This window comes from Penaeicola halotolerans (assembly GCF_016464625.1).
Taxonomy (GTDB): Bacteria; Bacteroidota; Bacteroidia; order Cytophagales; family Cyclobacteriaceae; genus Penaeicola; species Penaeicola halotolerans.
In genome coordinates this window covers 195,607-213,057 of record NZ_JAEAGO010000001.1, presented here as the reverse complement: position 1 = coordinate 213,057, position 17,451 = coordinate 195,607, and the positions used below count along the sequence as shown (strand labels likewise).

At 40.2% G+C, this 17,451-nt stretch carries 12 protein-coding genes; 9 read left to right on the top strand and 3 right to left on the bottom strand.

Annotation, left to right across the window (positions count from 1 at the left end; translation table 11 throughout):
• Nucleotides 1–180: 180 nt before the first annotated feature.
• The 7 genes from I5349_RS00915 (at nt 181) to I5349_RS00885 (ending at nt 10,397) form a co-directional block, all read left to right on the top strand.
• The gene (locus I5349_RS00915) at nt 181–1,272 is read left to right on the top strand and encodes an Mrp/NBP35 family ATP-binding protein (RefSeq protein ID WP_226388840.1); all 1,092 of its coding nucleotides are present in this window, start codon (nt 181–183) and stop codon (nt 1,270–1,272) included.
• A gap of 11 nt (nt 1,273–1,283) precedes the next feature.
• Nucleotides 1,284–1,529: a NifU family protein gene (locus tag I5349_RS00910; RefSeq protein ID WP_226388839.1), complete on the top strand. Its 246-nt coding sequence runs from the start codon at nt 1,284–1,286 to the stop codon at nt 1,527–1,529.
• Between the two features lie 158 nt (nt 1,530–1,687).
• Nucleotides 1,688–4,675, top strand: coding sequence for a T9SS-dependent choice-of-anchor J family protein (locus I5349_RS00905; protein WP_226388838.1), 2,988 nt, complete (start codon nt 1,688–1,690; stop codon nt 4,673–4,675).
• A 65-nt stretch (nt 4,676–4,740) separates the two neighbouring features.
• Nucleotides 4,741–7,440, top strand: coding sequence for a D-alanine--D-alanine ligase family protein (locus tag I5349_RS00900; RefSeq protein WP_226388837.1), 2,700 nt, complete (start codon nt 4,741–4,743; stop codon nt 7,438–7,440).
• A gap of 3 nt (nt 7,441–7,443) precedes the next feature.
• Nucleotides 7,444–8,232, top strand: a complete 789-nt coding sequence (locus I5349_RS00895; protein WP_226388836.1) for a PASTA domain-containing protein — start codon at nt 7,444–7,446, stop codon at nt 8,230–8,232.
• Between the two features lie 3 nt (nt 8,233–8,235).
• Nucleotides 8,236–10,083: a T9SS type A sorting domain-containing protein gene (locus I5349_RS00890; protein ID WP_226388835.1), complete on the top strand. Its 1,848-nt coding sequence runs from the start codon at nt 8,236–8,238 to the stop codon at nt 10,081–10,083.
• A 5-nt stretch (nt 10,084–10,088) separates the two neighbouring features.
• Nucleotides 10,089–10,397, top strand: coding sequence for a rhodanese-like domain-containing protein (locus I5349_RS00885; protein WP_226388834.1), 309 nt, complete (start codon nt 10,089–10,091; stop codon nt 10,395–10,397).
• A 74-nt stretch (nt 10,398–10,471) separates the two neighbouring features.
• On the opposite strand, the gene I5349_RS00880 is transcribed toward I5349_RS00885, so the two are convergent.
• From I5349_RS00880 to I5349_RS00870, 3 genes are read right to left on the bottom strand one after another with little or no spacing between them, the layout of a single operon-like run.
• A complete protein-coding gene (locus I5349_RS00880) occupies nt 10,472–11,221 on the bottom strand; it encodes a succinate dehydrogenase/fumarate reductase iron-sulfur subunit (RefSeq protein ID WP_226388833.1) in 750 nt (249 codons plus the stop codon).
• Nucleotides 11,222–11,239: 18 nt separating this feature from the next.
• Entirely contained in the window at nt 11,240–13,174 is a 1,935-nt protein-coding gene (locus tag I5349_RS00875; protein ID WP_226388832.1) for a fumarate reductase/succinate dehydrogenase flavoprotein subunit, read from the bottom strand.
• 14 nt (nt 13,175–13,188) lie between these two features.
• Complete coding sequence (locus tag I5349_RS00870; protein WP_226388831.1) at nt 13,189–13,875, bottom strand: succinate dehydrogenase cytochrome b subunit; 687 nt, start codon at nt 13,873–13,875, stop codon at nt 13,189–13,191.
• A 348-nt stretch (nt 13,876–14,223) separates the two neighbouring features.
• Here I5349_RS00870 and I5349_RS00865 point away from each other — a divergent pair, with 348 nt between their 5' ends.
• The gene (locus I5349_RS00865; RefSeq protein WP_226388830.1) at nt 14,224–17,019 is read left to right on the top strand and encodes a T9SS type B sorting domain-containing protein; all 2,796 of its coding nucleotides are present in this window, start codon (nt 14,224–14,226) and stop codon (nt 17,017–17,019) included.
• Nucleotides 17,016–17,417 carry a thiol-disulfide oxidoreductase DCC family protein gene (locus I5349_RS00860; RefSeq protein ID WP_226388829.1) on the top strand — a complete coding sequence of 134 codons (402 nt, stop codon included), beginning with the start codon at nt 17,016–17,018 and terminating at the stop codon, nt 17,415–17,417. The genes I5349_RS00865 and I5349_RS00860 overlap by 4 nt, the downstream gene beginning before the upstream one ends.
• Nucleotides 17,418–17,451 lie beyond the last annotated feature (34 nt).

Sequence of the window (17,451 nt, the reverse complement as noted above, 5' to 3'; positions counted from 1 at the left end):
CTCTCTACAAATCTAAGGATCCCTTGACTTAATATGCAGTGCGATTAGGGATAATTTACGAAACTTATTCATTTGCCTTCTAGTTTAAGAGTAATTAGTCTAAATAATTTCTCTCTTTCAGATAAAGAGTTTTAGATGTAACTTGCACGCAAATATAAATCCCGAAGAATCAACCCAAGGATGACAATAGATAAAGCACAAATACTCGCTACTCTCAGTACGGTAGAAGATCCTGATCTAAAAAAAGACCTAGTAACACTAGGAATGATCAAGGATCTTGAAATAGATGGATTGAATGTGAAGTTTTCGGTAGTACTGACAACACCAGCATGCCCGCTCAAAGAGGTGATCAAGAATGCTTGTATCACAGCGCTTCATGAGCAAATATCACCTGATTTGAAGTTAGATATATTCATGACTTCAAATGTAACTACGATCAGAAATGATGCTCCTTTGCTTCCAAAAGTAAAAAACATCATCGCTGTAGCTTCTGGAAAAGGCGGTGTAGGTAAATCTACTGTGACATCTAACTTAGCTGTAGCACTCTCTAAAACAGGTGCTAAAGTAGGTATCATTGATGCCGATATCTTTGGGCCATCGATCCCTACGATGTTCAATTGTGAGTTTGAGCAGCCATCTGTCATCCAGGAAGATGGCAAGAATAAAATCATTCCGATAGAGCAGTATAATGTGAAATTGATTTCTATTGGCTTTTTGACCCCAGCTGAAAATGCAGTGGTATGGAGGGGGCCTATGGCTAGTTCAGCTTTGAAGCAATTCATCGCAGATACAGAATGGGGCGAGCTTGATTACTTACTGATAGATTTGCCTCCAGGCACAAGTGACATTCACTTGACGCTAGTACAGACTGTACCAGTAACTGGTGCTATTATCGTGACTACGCCTCAGAAAGTTGCACTTGCAGATGCTACTAAGGGTTTATCCATGTTCAAACAGCCACAAATCAACGTGCCTATACTTGGAGTAGTAGAAAACATGGCCTATTTCACGCCAGAAGAACTGCCTCAAAACAAATATTATATCTTTGGTAAAGATGGTGGCAAAAAGCTAGCTGAAAAATTCCAAGTACCATTTATCGGTGAGATACCGATTGTACAAAGCATCCGAGAAAGTGGTGACAGCGGATATCCAGCCGTACTCAGAGATGATGTGACAGCTGATGCTTTCAAAAAACTAGCAGAATCAATGGCTCGTCAAGTAGCTATCAGAAACGCTAAACAGCAAAAAACTAAGCCAGTAGAGGTAAAATAATGCAAACAATCATGAACGAAGATATTAAAATCAAAATAGAGAGTGCCCTTGATAGCATCAGACCTTATCTAGAGGCTGATGGTGGAAACGTCAAAGTAGTAGAGCTTACAGATGATATGACTTTGAAATTAGAGCTTTTGGGGGCTTGTAGCTCATGTCCTATGTCTACTATGACACTAAAAGCAGGTGTAGAAGAGGCAGTCAAAAGAGCAATTCCAGAAATTTTAAAAGTAGAGGCAATAAATGTGACTATTTAGTTAAAACAATTATATATTTACAAGGTTTTAAAATGACTTATAGCCGCATGTAAATTATATAATTGATGATTAAATACCTTTACTCCCGAATTCATTCAGCATACCTATATCTGATTTTATTTTTTTTAACCTTTTCTTCTATCTACCCTTCTTCTAGTTTGGCGCAAGTCAAACAAAAAGAGAAAGCACACATACATACAGAGTATTGTGCAATAGATCATTACAGAAAAGAACTTCAAGAGCAAGGACTTCAAGTTGAATCAGAAGCTCAGTTTGAAAAGTGGGTAGGCGATAAAATAATTGAGCTCAGAAACGATAGAAAGTTCAATAGTCAGCGAAATGAAACTGTTTATCAGATTCCTGTAGTAGTACATGTCATTCACAATGGTGAACCTGTGGGAGTAGGTCCAAACATCAGTGAGGCGCAAGTTTTAGATGGTATCAGAATACTCAATGAAGATTTTAGGAGACTCAATGCTGATGCTAACCAGACAAAGCCAGAGTTTCAATCAGTGGCTGGTGATGCTAGGATTGAGTTTGTCTTAGCAAAGCAAGACCCTGAAGGCCTTCCTACCAATGGTATCATTAGAACACGTGGCACCCAACAAGAATATGGATCTGGTGGTACAAGATATACCGCTCTTACCGACTTGATCCAATGGCCAGCAGACGACTATGTCAATATCTATACAGCTACCCTAGGAGGTAACCTAGGTGGCTTCGCACAGTTCCCTATATCTGATATACCAGGTCTTACTGATTCATACATATTTGAAACATCAGATCTCGTATGTGTAGATTACAGGCTCATGGGGTCTATCGGATCTGCTGCAAACCAATACGAAGGACGAGTACTAACGCACGAGTTTGGTCACTACTTTGGCTTAAGGCATACTTGGGGTGATGGAGACTGTTCTGCTGATGACTTTGTAGCAGATACACCCAATCAGGGTTTTTCTACATCAGGGTGTCCAACTAATCAGTCAAGCTGTGGATCTCTAGATCAGACAGAGAACTATATGGACTATACCTTTGGACAGTGTCAAAATATGTTTTCACTAGGTCAAATAGAAAGATTCCACGCAGTCATCCAAAATGCTCCTAGAAGAACCAGTCTACTAACCTCAAAAGGCCTCATCGAACCATATCAAGGCCCTAATGATGCTGGTGTGATTAGCTCTGCCAATATCAATGAATTTATCTGTAACCCTACTGAATCTCCTCTGCTGAGAGTTAGAAACTTTGGTGACAATGCCATCACTTCATTGACCGTAGAATTCTCTGTAGCTGGATCTCTTGTAGAGACAATTACTTTCCCTGTTAATATTGATCCGCTAGCATTTGAAGATATTGATTTTAGTGAATTTGACTTTTCTAACACTGTTCAAGAGGATGTTAGATTCGTGATTACTGAGGTAAATGGGGTTCCAGATGCCAACCCAGATAACAATCTATTGGCTTACATCTCCACTTATGCAGCTAAAGTTCCGCTTACTTATGTAGCAGATTTAAGCTCATTTCCTGCTGGGTGGACGGTAGACGCGCCTACCGACAATAGCTACACATGGGAATTTATTCCAGTGACGATAGACGGTGAAACTGAAAATGTATTCCGAATTGAGAATTATCGTGTAGATGGGCTATTCAACAAACTTGACTATCTCATCATGCCTCCTTTAGATTTGACAGATCTGGTAGATCCAGAGCTCCTTTTTGAGGTGAGTTATGCACCATACCCAGGATTTTCAGATGGTTTATTTGTGCTAGTTTCTTTGGATTGCGGAAGCTTTTTCCCTTTAGACCAAGTCATATTTGGTAAAACTGGTAATACACTCGCTACGACCAACCCTACACAACAAGACTTTATACCAACATCAAGTCAACAGTTTAGATTTGAAGTGGTGGATTTGAGTGCTTTAGCTGGTTTGGATAATGTCCGCCTAGCCTTTGTCGCTCAAAATGGAAGAGGAAATAACATCTATGTCAAAGACTTCCAAGTCAATGAGTCCAGACAAACTACTACTGATTTGACGCTTAGAAATATTACTTCTCCTAATACTATATCATGTGCTGTCAACCAAGTAAACAATGGCATCCTACAAATAGAAAACTCTGGAGATGTCACTGTGACTACTTTCAGAGTAAACTATTCTGTCAACGGACAACTTCTATCTCAGACATTTTCTGGCATCCAATTTAGACCTGGAGAAGTACGCACATTTAATATCGGTTTAGGAGCACTTAGTGCCAATAGCTATGACTTAGATGTGACTATAGCTAGTCCAAATGGTAGAGCAGATGACAATCCTGCTGATAATAACTTATTCAAACGATTCTTGGTAAATAACTTAACTGAAATCGTACCATTTAGAGAGCGATTTGATGCAGCACAGTTAAACAGCAGTGGCTGGAGAAGTGTAAGTCCTACAGCAACAGGAGATTGGGCTGTATCACCTGTAAGTTCAGGAGGAGGCGCAAGTAATAGCGTATTCGTAGAAAACTTTGGGCAAGAAAATATAGGCCAAGAGTTTTGGTTAGTCAGCCCTACTTTTGACTTATCTGATCAGAAGCAAGCGAGTATTTTCTTTGATAGATCTTATGCCTTTGATGGGACAAATGCTGAAACGCTTGAAGTCAGAGTGACTACAGACTGTGGTAATACTTATGAAACAGTATATAGTCTATCTGGTGCCGAACTAGCCAATGCCAATAGTAGTCAATCATGGACTCCAGGCGCTAATGAGTGGACAGCTGACTTTGTCGATCTCACAGAATATGCTGGCAACTCCAATGTAAGAATCATCTTTGTCGTGACAAGTGCAGGTGGTAACAATCTGTACTTAGACAATCTAGAGTTCTTCTTGAGCAATGACCAAAATCCTGTGGAAATTCCTGAGAACACACTTAGCCTATATCCAAATCCTACCAAGGATATCTACAGAATCACTTTCAATCTGCCAGAATTGGAGACTGTGAATATCCAAGTGGTTAGCATGACAGGTGTAGTGCTTAGAGAAGAATCACTAGAAAATGTCTTGAACCAAACCTACTACTTTGATGGTAGCTATTTGAGATCTGGACTTTACCTGCTTAGAATTACGAGTCCTACCTATAACGAGACGCTTAGATTGATGATCGAGCGATAATTTTCCCAAATAATTGCTGTCTTTTTCTATCTTTGAGTTGAGCTTATTAGATAGAAAAGGACAGCATGAAAATTGGAATATTTTTCGGAGGTCAATCCAGAGAAAGAGAAATCTCCTTTGCAGGAGGTAGAACAGTCTACGACAACTTAAACAAGTCTCTCTTTGAGCCAGTACCTATTTTTGTAGATAGTCTGGGTAATTTTATTCACCTCGACTGGAAGTATGTTTACAAAGGCACTATCAGAGATTTTTACCCTCCTTTTAATTTTCTTCCTGACACGCCTAATGGCTTTCAAATTTATATAGAGAGTATCCAAAACTTATCAGAAGATAAACTCCAACAACTTATCAGTGAAGTAGGTAAAAAAGTATCTCCTGAAGACTTTACTTCGCTATTTGACTTTGCTTTCCTTAGCCTACATGGGCCTTATGGAGAAGACGGAAACATTCAAGGCATACTCGAGTGGTATAACATCCCCTACTCTGGCTCAGGCATACTCCCATCGAGTATTGGGATCAATAAGACCTTACAGCGAAAGCTCATGCAAATGGCTGGGTTCACCTCTCCTATCACGGATACGCTGACTAGATCATCTTGGATGGCTATTAACTCAAATGCCGAAAGAGCGCAATTGTTAGATAAGCTAATTAGTAAAATAGGCCTTCCATTAGTCATCAAAGCGCCAAATCAAGGCTCATCTATAGGAGTATCTATTCTTAAAGAGAAAAATCTAGAGACTTTTATAAACTATCTCAACAAGAGCTTCTTTGTCAAAGAAATCACCAAAACTCAATGGGAATCTTTGAATGAGGATCAAAAAAGACATTTTATCATATCCCTAGTCGATATCAGAGAGGGGATTGGCATGCCTGTGGTCATTGATGAAACACTCATTTATCATCCTGAAGATTTGCTTCGATACCTTAATACCCATTTCGCAGCAGCAGAAAAAAGTTTATCATTTACAAGCATCAATAGTGAAGAGGAAGTCCTATTTGAAAGCTTTATCGATGGAAAAGAGTTTTCATGTATCGTCATACAAGATGAAAATGGCAATCCGCTAGCGCTTCCTCCCACTCAGATCATCAAGGGTCAAGACGTTTTTGACTATCGCTCTAAATATCTGCCAGGTATGAGTAGAAAGATCACCCCTATCGAGATCGATACTCCAGCGATAGAGGCCATTCGTAGATCTTGCGAGGCTCTTTTTGAGGCTTTGTCATTCAACGTCTATGCAAGGATAGACGGATTCTACGGTCATGATGGTAAGATCTATCTCAATGATCCAAATACTACTTCGGGGATGCTGCCAAGCTCCTTCTTCTTTCATCAAGCAGCCGAGATAGGTCTCAATCCAAGTCAATTCTTAACTTACATCATCAGAACTTCTTTATCTGAAAGAATCAAAACAGGCAAGCAAAACAATAAACTCCGTAATCAGCTAGCAGCACTTGATCAAGCCATCAAAGCTGAAAAAGCTTCTGAAGATAAGAAAATTCAAGTAGCTGTGATCATGGGTGGATTCTCTTCTGAGCGACATATTTCCGTAGAGAGTGGTAGAAATATCTTTGAAAAACTAGCCTCAAGCACCAAATACCATCCCATTCCTGTATTCTTGACTGGAAATGAGTCTGATCACCAACTCTATCAGCTACCTGTCAACATCATGCTCAAGGACAATGCGGATGACATCAAGGATAAGATTCATGCTCAGCTTAATGGCTACAAACATGAGCTACTAGAAAAGATCAAAGACGAAACATCTGTCATCAGAAATACCTACATAGGTACAGAAACACTAACTCTTAAGAGGATAGATTATGAAACACTAGCCGACATCTGCGATGTGGTCTTTATCGCACTACATGGTAGACCGGGTGAAGATGGAGCCGTCCAAGCACATTTGGATAAAGTAGGTCTATCATATAACGGCTCAGGAGTAGATAGCTCTCAAATCACTATCAATAAGTACGAGACTAATGAAAAGCTGATGGAAGCTGGAGTGTTGGTAGCTAAACACAGAATGATCTACCTAGAGGAGTGGCGTGCAGATCAAGCCAAAGTGCTAGAGGACATCCACCAGAACTATCAGTATCCATTTATCTGCAAGCCTGCAGATGATGGCTGTAGCTCAGCTGTAAAGAAAATCAAAACACCAGATGAACTCATTGCATTTGCAGAGCAGATATTTAGAGAACAAGAAGCCCTTAAAGAATATGAGGCGAAGGTTCTCAATCTCAAAGCGCATGAGGAATTCCCCCAGAAAAAAGGGTTCTTACTAGAAGAACTGATTTCTAAAAATGGTGCTAAACATTTCTTGGAGATTACAGGAGGTATGCTCACTCACTTTGATGGAAGTGGACAGGTAGTCTATGAAGTATTTGAGCCATCAGAAGCCTTAGCGAGTGGTGAGGTACTTTCTCTCGAAGAAAAATTCTTAGCTGGAGAAGGTCAAAACATCACTCCTGCTAGATTTGCTCCAGACCCTGCGCTCAATGCGCAGGTATCATCACAAGTAAGATCAGAACTAGAGCGTGTAGCTAAAATTCTAAATGTACAAGGATACTGCCGTATCGATGCGTTCGTTAGGGTATTCGAAGATGGCAGAGTAGAGACCATCATCATAGAAATAAACTCGCTTCCTGGCATGACTCCTGCTACGTGTATATTTCATCAGTCAGCTATCAACGACTACAAACCATACGATTTTATCGATGGAATTTTAGATTTTGGTATGAAAAGAAAAGAAAGAATAGCCCTTTAAACCATGAGCAAAATAAAAGAAGTTTTTAAAAGTTTTTTACCTCATCTGGGGATCATGCTAGGCATCACCGCCCTATTCATTATTGGTGTTTTTTATATCTACTTGCCTAGTTATACCAATCATGGTGAGACGATCACAGTACCTGACTTAGAAGGTTATGATATCAATGAAATCGAAGCATTTCTAGAAAGTAGAAATCTACGCTACGAAGTCACGCCTGATTCTGGATATACAGTAGAGATGGAGCCATTTACTGTGATGAAGCAGTTCCCAAAACCAGGAGCTAGAGTCAAAGAATCTAGAAAAATATTCATCACGCTCAATGCAAAAAAAGCCCCTATCATCAGCATGCCTCAACTGGTAGGCAATCCACTTCGTAATGCTCAGGAACTGATGTTTACTTACGGATTGAAAACAGGTGACATCAAATGGATTCCCGATTTGGCTAAAAATGCTGTACTAGAACAGCGATTTAGAGGGAGAAAAATAGAGCCAGGAACAGAGCTTCCTAAAGGTTCTGTCATAGACCTGATCGTAGGAAATGGTCTAGGAAATCAAAATCTAGACATGCCTGATGTCCTAGGTATGGATGAAAAAGAAGCGGAGTTTCTGCTTGGAGGTTATGGATTGAAAATCAACAACATCAACTATATAGAAGTAGACAGTGTTCCTCAGGGTACTATCCTGAGACAAAGCCCTCCAGCTGGATCTTCATCTCGCGTGGGTGATCTCGTAGATATCTATGTAGCTAAATACAAAGAAGGCTTAACACCAGAGGATATAGACCTATAATTCATGCGCCAAAGCAGTAGATTCGTCAGTTTGATAGTGATACTCATCATTGGGGGAAATACTGCTTTGGCGCAGTTCAAACAATTACCACTCTCTAAACAGTCTAGATCAGCACAAGATTTTCAAACGCAAAACTTTACTACAAGTGCAGTTCTTCCATTTTGGGATGATTTTTCTCAAAATTCATTTGAAAAATGGAGTGCTAATACTGGTGCTTCACTATCTAATCATACAGGTATAAATCCACCCTCTGTAGGAGTAGCTGTATTTGATGGAGTAGATCAAAGAGGAAATCCATATCAGACGCAAACGACTGCAGTGGGTATAGCCGATCAACTTGAAAGCCCATCCTTTGATCTCAGCGGTGCTGCTGTTTCTGACAGTCTATATCTGAGTTTTTTTTGGCAAATGCAGGGCTTGGGAGAAAGACCTGATGCAAATGACCGGTTTGAGCTACTTTTTTTAGATCAAAATGGAAACTGGATACAAGTCTGGCAAGTCACAGGGGAGATGAATCCTAGTATGAATTTTCAGCAAACTTTCATTTTACTGACCGCGGACTTTCTCCATGATGATTTTAAGTTTAAATTTCAAAACATTGCTCGTCAATCAGGTCCATTTGATACTTGGCTGTTAGACTATGTATTTCTCAATAGCGGAAGAACTAGGCAAAATGTAGCGTTTGAAGACAGGACGCTAGCCTACCCACCTAATAGCGCCTTTGGCAAATACACTGCACTTCCCATCCATCAGGTGAAAGGAAATAACTTACCTACAGCAAATCGAGCTGAGGTACTTTTTGCTAATTTGAACAATCGCTTCCAGCCGATAGATTTTGGATACCGCATAGTAGATGAAGCAACTGAGCAAGTAGTGATTCAAGTCAACCAAAACACGCCTGTTTCTCCTGTCCCACTGGCATTCGAAAGGCGCATTTTGAACTCTGCTATTCCTGACCTTGATCAATTAGCACTCAATGCTGACTCCCTACTATTAAGAGCCGATTTTTATATCAATAGTGGTGATGGCTTCTTGATAGAAAGTATCGATCCAGTAACTCAAGATACTACTTTTAGTACTTCCGTGGATTTCAGAGTCAATGATACTACCTCTACATACCTAAGACTCTCAAACTACTATGCCTACGATGATGGACAGGCTGATTATGCAGCAGGGATTAATCAAAACGGAGGTATTCTATTTCAAAAATTTGTTTTAAATAGACCTGATGTACTCACTCATATCAGCATCAATTTCACGAATCCTCTCCAAGAAAATCAACCTATCGAGATTCTGGTCTGGAGCGCACTGACAGGAAGCGTATTAGATATACAAGAAGCCATCATTTCTACCAATGTACGGGTGGGTGACAACACAGATACATTTTTCAAATACCAACTCAATGATCCTGTCTATATAGAAGACACGATTTATGTAGGATACAGGCAATTTACAGATGATTTTATCGCTGTAGGATTAGACAAAAGTAGCAATAATGGAGATGAAGTATATTTCAATGTAACTGGCACTTTTCAGCAAAATACTGAGGTGGCTGGCAACTTGATGATCAGGCCATATTTTGACTCCAGTCTACTCAATCAAATAGCTCCAAACACAGGAAATGAAGATTTTAAGATCAATATTTATCCCAATCCTACGGCTGATAGACTTAATTTGGAAGGCGACTTTATTTCTTTCGAATTATATGATAGTTTCGGCAAGAAAGTAAGATCGGGAACTCGAGCTTCTGAAATCACGACACTTGAACTTTCTGGTAATTATAAAGGTATTTATATACTGAAAGTCTTTTATCAAAAAGGCGTATCTACTCATAGAATCATCGTAAAATAAAGAACATGGAAGATATCACAGTACAAGAATTGAAAGAGCGATTAGCTAAGAAAGAAAAATTGAACATCATAGATGTCAGAGAAGAGTGGGAATATGAAGAAGACAATATCGATGTGAAAAACATCCCGCTTGGAGAACTACCAAACAGACTTGACGAAATCGCTGAATATAAAAATGTAGAGTTTATCGTGCATTGCAGATCTGGCGCTAGAAGTGGAAATGCAAAGAAATTTTTAGAACAAAACGGATTCACTAAAGTACGCAACCTTCTCGGTGGTATTTTAGCTATAAGAGAATTTGAAGCGCAAGGTTAATCAAACATAAGTGTGAAACAAAAAAGCGGCTGTCTAATATTAGACAGCCGCTTTTTTATAGTATGATCAATTAATTAGACATTTTCTGAGCTGACAATTGCAGAGAAATACTCTCTGTTCAATCTTGCAATGTTCGTCAAACTGATACCTTTAGGGCATTCTGCAGCGCAAGCACCTGTATTAGTACAAGCACCAAATCCTTCAGCATCCATCTGAGCGACCATTTTCTCTACACGCTCTTTTCTCTCTACTTGACCTTGTGGAAGCATCGCTAGCTGAGATACTTTAGCAGATACGAAAAGCATCGCGGAAGCATTTTTACAAGCAGCTACACAAGCACCACAACCGATACATGTAGCAGCATCAAATGCCTCATCAGCGATAGTCTTAGGAATAGGAATTTCATTGGCATCAGGTACACCACCAGTATTGACAGATACATAACCCCCTGACTGAATGATACGATCAAATGCAGATCTATCAACTACCAAGTCCTTTTGAACAGGGAAAGCTGTAGCTCTCCATGGCTCAATCGTGATCGTATCTCCATCACTGAAGCTACGCATATGAAGTTGACAAGTGGTAGTCTGCTTAGGACCGTGTGGTTTACCATTGATGTACAATGAGCACATACCACAGATACCTTCTCTACAGTCATGGTCAAAGTGTACAGGATCTTCTCCTTTTTCATTGAGGTCCTCATTAAGTACATCTAGCATCTCTAAGAAGGACATATCTGCAGATATTCCATCAAGTGGATACGTTTTAAATCCACCTTTATCTTTATTGTTTTTCTGTCTCCAGACTTTAAGTGTAAGTTTCATAGCTTTCTAAGATTTTGATTATTTGTAGCTTCTCTGCGTCAATTTGACATTTTCAAATTCAAGCGCCTCTTTGTGCAATACTTCTGGTTTGTTATCTCCAGTGTATTCCCAAGCTGCTACATATGCGAAGTTTTCATCATCTCTCAAGGCCTCACCTTCAGGAGTTTGGAACTCCTCACGGAAGTGACCACCACAAGACTCGTCTCTATTAAGCGCATCATCTATCATTAACTCCCCTAGCTCTAAGAAATCAGCTACTCTGTTAGCTTTTTCCAGCGACTGATTGAGTTCTTCATTAGTACCGATGACTCTGACATCTTTCCAGAATTCTGCTCTTAATTCTTGAATCATCACTTTAGCTTTTTTCAAGCCTTCAGCAGTTCTAGCCATACCACAATATTCCCACATGATTTTACCTAATTTCTTGTGGAAGTGATCTACTGACTTAGTTCCTTTGATACTGATGAGTCTATCTATTTTCTCTTTTACATCAGCTTCTGCCTTTTTGAATTCCTCATGATCAGTAGATATTTTCTCATAAGGCATCGTAGCTAGATAATCACCAATGGTATAAGGTGCTACGAAATATCCATCTGCCAGACCTTGCATCAAAGCCGAAGCACCTAATCTGTTAGCACCATGGTCAGAGAAGTTAGCCTCTCCTAGTGCATAAAGACCCGGGACAGTTGTCATCAAGTTGTAATCGACCCAAAGTCCACCCATTGTGTAATGTACGGCTGGATAGATCATCATAGGCTGCTTGTATGGATTATCACCAGTGATCTGCATGTACATATCAAACAAGTTACCATATTTAGCTTTGATAGTGTCTTCTCCATCACGCTTGATAGCATCACGGAAATCTAGGAAAACAGCCTCGCCAGTTTCATTGACTCCTCTGCCTTCATCACAGACATATTTAGCATTTCTAGAGGCTACGTCTCTAGGCACTAGGTTACCAAATGATGGATATTTTCTCTCTAAGAAATAATCTCTATCCTCTTCTTTGATATCGCTAGGAAGTATTTCTCCTTTTCTGAGTTTTTCAGCTGTCTCTACAGTAGCAGGCACCCATACTCTACCATCATTTCTAAGTGACTCAGACATGAGTGTCAATTTAGACTGGTGATCTCCTGATACAGGAATACAAGTAGGGTGAATCTGTGTAAAGCATGGATTGGCCATCAAAGCACCCTTTTTGTGCGCTCTCCAAGCAGCAGTCACATTTGAACCCATTGCATTGGTAGAAAGGAAGAATACGTTACCATATCCACCAGTACATAATAGCACTGCATGTGCAGAATGTGATTCAATAGCTCCTGTGATGATGTTTCTAGTGACGATACCTCTCGCTTTACCATCTACTTTCACTAGGTCTAGCATCTCCGTTCTAGGATAAAGCTTCACTTTACCATTGGCAACTTGACGGCTCAATGCCGAGTAAGCACCTAACAATAGCTGCTGTCCAGTTTGGCCTCTTGCATAAAAGGTACGTGATACTTGCGCACCACCAAATGACCTATTAGCCAAAAGTCCACCATATTCACGGGCAAAAGGAACACCTTGAGCCACGCACTGATCGATGATGTTGACAGATACCTCTGCTAATCTGTAGACGTTAGCTTCTCTCGCTCTGTAGTCACCACCTTTGATCGTATCGTAAAAAAGTCTAAAGACACTATCACCATCATTTTGATAGTTTTTAGCGGCATTGATACCCCCTTGAGCTGCGATCGAGTGCGCCCTTCTAGGACTATCTTGGAAGCAAAAGGCTTTTACATTGTAGCCTAGCTCACCAAGTGAAGCAGCTGCAGAAGCACCCGCTAGACCTGTACCGACTACGATCACATCATATTTTCTCTTGTTGGCAGGGTTCACCAACTTTGAGTTGAATTTATGTTTGGTCCACTTTTCGGCTAGTGGGCCTGCTGGAACTTTATTATCTAAATGCATATCAATAGATACTTTTATGACTGAATAGTGAAATACATGTAAACTGGAATCAAAGCAAACAAGGCTGGTACTACAATAGAGAATAACCTACCAACGAACTGGATAGCCGGTGTGTACTTTTTGTGATTCAATCCTAATGTTTGGAAAGCACTTGCAAATCCATGACTCAAGTGAAAACTCAAGAATCCCATGCAAATCACGTAAAATGCTACATATAGAATATTGCTGTATGCAGTAGCTACTATCGCATACACATCTTTGAATTCTACACCCTCGTATGATACCATCGGAGTACTTCCAAACTTCACTTCGTAATAGAAACCTTTCAAGTGAACTAAGAGGAAAATCAAAATAACTGTACCTAAAATCCCCATGTTTCTAGATGCCCATACGCTATTAGTAGATGCTTTAGAAACAGCATATTCTACAGGTCTAGACTTCTTATTATGCCTAGAGAGAATGATAGAATAAATGACGTGAATGAGGATGAATGCAAAATTTCCGATAGACACTACTTTGATGAAAGGATTGCTTGCCATAGTGGCTGCATACTTATTAAATGCTTCCCCACCGTCAGGGAGTAATAACTGAAGATTACCTGCTAAGTGAACTACTAAGAACAGAATTAGAAATAATCCAGTGAGTGCCATCAATAATTTGCGGCCAAGTGTGCTGTTTAAGGTTTTAGTTACCCAACTCATATGTGCTTTATTAGTTAAAATAGTTTGATTTAAGTATTGAACTTGCTCGCCAAATTTACGTTCGAAACCTCTAGCAAACAATATTTTCAAATGCTAGCCTGCTATTTTAATACATTCTAAATAGGCTAGCGAAAATTACTTAAATCCTGTCATTTTAAGTGATTTCATAACAGCTTGTCGTGTTTTATTGTTTGACGTACAGAATAAAAACTTGATATTAGTAGCAGAATAGTGTAGCAATGAATGTATCGATTTCGTTTTGTCTTCACTAGACTACCAAACCATCTGAAAAACAAAGCTGAAAATGGCGAAAAAACACCGTTTAGAAAGCTTTTAACAAATATTTCAATGAAAACTAAATTACTTGTTTCGTTCTTGTTTTCAATTCTGATTTTGGGATTGAGCTATACATGGGCTACACACATCAGGGCAGGAGAGATCATCGCTAGAAGAACTTCTCTGCAAACATTGACTTTTGAGTTTACAGTCACACTCTATACAGATACTAGCTCTCCTGTAGAAGCCGGAGATGGAGACATCAATTTTGGTGATGGGCGTATTCAAGCACTGAGAACTGGAACAGACTTTTCATTTACTCAAGACCTTGGCAATGGGGTAGCCATCAATTCGTTTGTAGTCACTCATACTTTTCAAGGTCCTGGTGACTATGTGATTGGCTTTAGAGAGTTCAATAGAAATGAAAGAACACTCAATATGGCTAACTCAGTCAATACACCGTTTTACGTTGAGACTAAGCTATCGATCGATCCATTTTTTGGCATCAACAATTCTCCTGTACTCACTATTCCTCCTGTGGACAATGCTGCCATAGGCGTTCGCTACATCCACAATCCAGGAGCCTATGATCCTGATGGAGATAGTCTAGCTTACAGACTAGAAGTACCCAAGCAAAATGCTGGCAGATTTGTAGATAACTACAGAGATCCTAATGTAGCCGAATTCAGCTCAAGTCAAGAAGATGGCACCCCTCCTGCACTTTATTTTATTGATCCTATTTTCGGAGATTTGATCTGGGATGCTCCTGGTACTGCAGGACAGTTCAATGTCGCCTTCATCGTAGAAGAATGGAGAAAAATCAACGATGATTGGTTTAAATTGGGAGAAGTGACGCGTGATATGCAGATCATCGTAGAAGGTACTGACAACAATAGGCCTGAGCTCATCCTACCTCCTGATACCTGTGTGGTGGCAGGTACTAATCTGGAAGCCATTATCCAAGGAATAGATGTAGATGGGGATGACGTTCTCATTGAAATTTTTGGTGACCCTATAGAAATATCCTCTTCACCAGCTACTTACACACCATTTCCGCCAGAGTTTCAACCTCAGCCAGGGATCGTGAATTTCAGCTGGCAGACCAACTGCACGCATGTGAGAGAGCGCCCATATCAAGTGCGAGTCAAAATTACTGACAATCCTGGATCTGGGCCAGCACTTGTAGATATACAAACTTGGCAGATCACCGTCATAGGCCCTCCTCCTACTGGACTTACAGCAGATGTAGCACCAGAGAGAGCCATCGAGCTCAACTGGGATGACTATGCCTGCCAGACGACTGCCTCTTCGATGCAAATCTGGAGAAGGATCAATAGCTTTGACTATACTCCCGATGATTGTGAGACTGGTATCAGAGATGGTGCAGGATATGAGCTAGTAGATATCGTACCTATTAGTCAGCGCACTTATCTCGATGACAATGCTGGAGAAAAACTCTCTCCAGGAAATACTTATTGCTATAGGCTCGTAGCGGTATTTCCTCAGCCAAGAGGTGGAGAAAGTAAAGTCTCTCTCGAAGCATGTGCGACCCTGCCTATAGATGCCCCTGTGATCACCAATGTAAGCATTGAAAATACTTCAGAGTCTGCTGGTGAGATATTTGTACGCTGGACCTCTCCATTTGAGATAGATGCTACCCAATTCCCTGGGCCATACACGTATGAAATCATTCGAGCCACTGGTTTTGATGGCAATACTAATAGCACCGTGCTCACAACTACTTCTGACACTACCTATACAGATCTAGGACTCAATACAGAGGATGAGATTTACAATTACATGATCCGATTCTACGATGCTAATAATACACTTGTAGACAGTTCATCTAAAGCTTCTTCTGTACGATTAGATGCCCAGACATTGGTAGGCGGTATCGAGCTGACTTGGGAGGCAGATGTACCTTGGTCAAATTTAGTGCAGGAATTCCCAGTTCACTATATCTACAGAAATAGAGCAGATGCCGCAGCTCAGGATGAGACTACCTTCGTGCTTATCGACAGTGTCAATGTCCTTGAAAATGGATTTATCTATCTAGATGATGGCTCATTTAATGATACACCTTTAGACATAGATCTCGCCTATTGCTACTATGTAGAAACGCAAGGAGCCTATGGCAGTGACAAACTCCCCGCTCCGCTTTTGAATAAATCACAGATACTTTGTGCTCAACCAAACGATGAGGAAGCACCATGTGCTCCTACGATCGAGTTGGCTAGCTTGCAAAGCTGTGAGGATTTCATCGCTGGTAGACCATGTGGATTTAGTGACTTCTCTAATACCATCACTTGGGATAGAGTCAGTGATCCTAACTGTGACAATGATGATGTCAGAATTTATCGCATCTATTTTAACGAAAATGGCCAAGATGGTGAGTTCACTTTAGTCGGTGAGACGACCACTACTACCTTTGTTCATAGAAATCTCAATTCTCTCAAAGGCTGCTACAGAATCACAGCAGTAGATAGATCAGGTAATGAAAGTGAGTTTAGCAACATCATCTGCAATGACAACTGTCCTTACTATGAACTCCCTAATGCCTTTACTCCAAATGGAGACAATGCCAATGATACTTTCCAAGCTTATGACGAGCCTGCTAGTAGATGTCCAAGATTTGTAGAGTCTGTAGAAATCAGGATTTATGACAGATGGGGTACGGAAGTTTTTGCATACAATTCTTTAGAAGATAGTCCTGAGAACAACATCTTCATCAACTGGGATGGCAGAAATAAAAATGGTAAGGAACTATCTGCAGGCACCTATTATTATGATGCTACGGTCATATTTGATGTCTTAGATCCTAGCAGAAGAGTGTCCAAACTCAAAGGCTCTGTACAACTCATCAAATGACAAATAGAAAGGCCATAATCCTCTTTGATGGTGTCTGCAATTTGTGCAATGGCGCCATCAATTTTATCATCGATCATGATCCTAAAGCATACTTTAAGCTTGGAGCACTTCAAAGTGATGAAGGAGCAGCCTTACTAGAGCAATACCAGATCGATCGGGCTTTTTTGGATTCATTAGTATTGATTGAAAATGGCAAAGTCTTTACTAAAAGTACTGGAGCACTTCGAATTGCCAAAAAGCTTAGTGGAGCATGGCCTTTGCTCTATGGCTTGATCATCATTCCTCCTTTTATCAGAAATCCCATCTACGACTGGATCGCTAGAAACAGATATAAATGGTTTGGAAAAAGGGATCAGTGCAGAATGCCTACACCTGAGCTTAAAGCTAGATTTTTGTAAGTACAACCTGACAAAACACCACTAATCAAAAAGT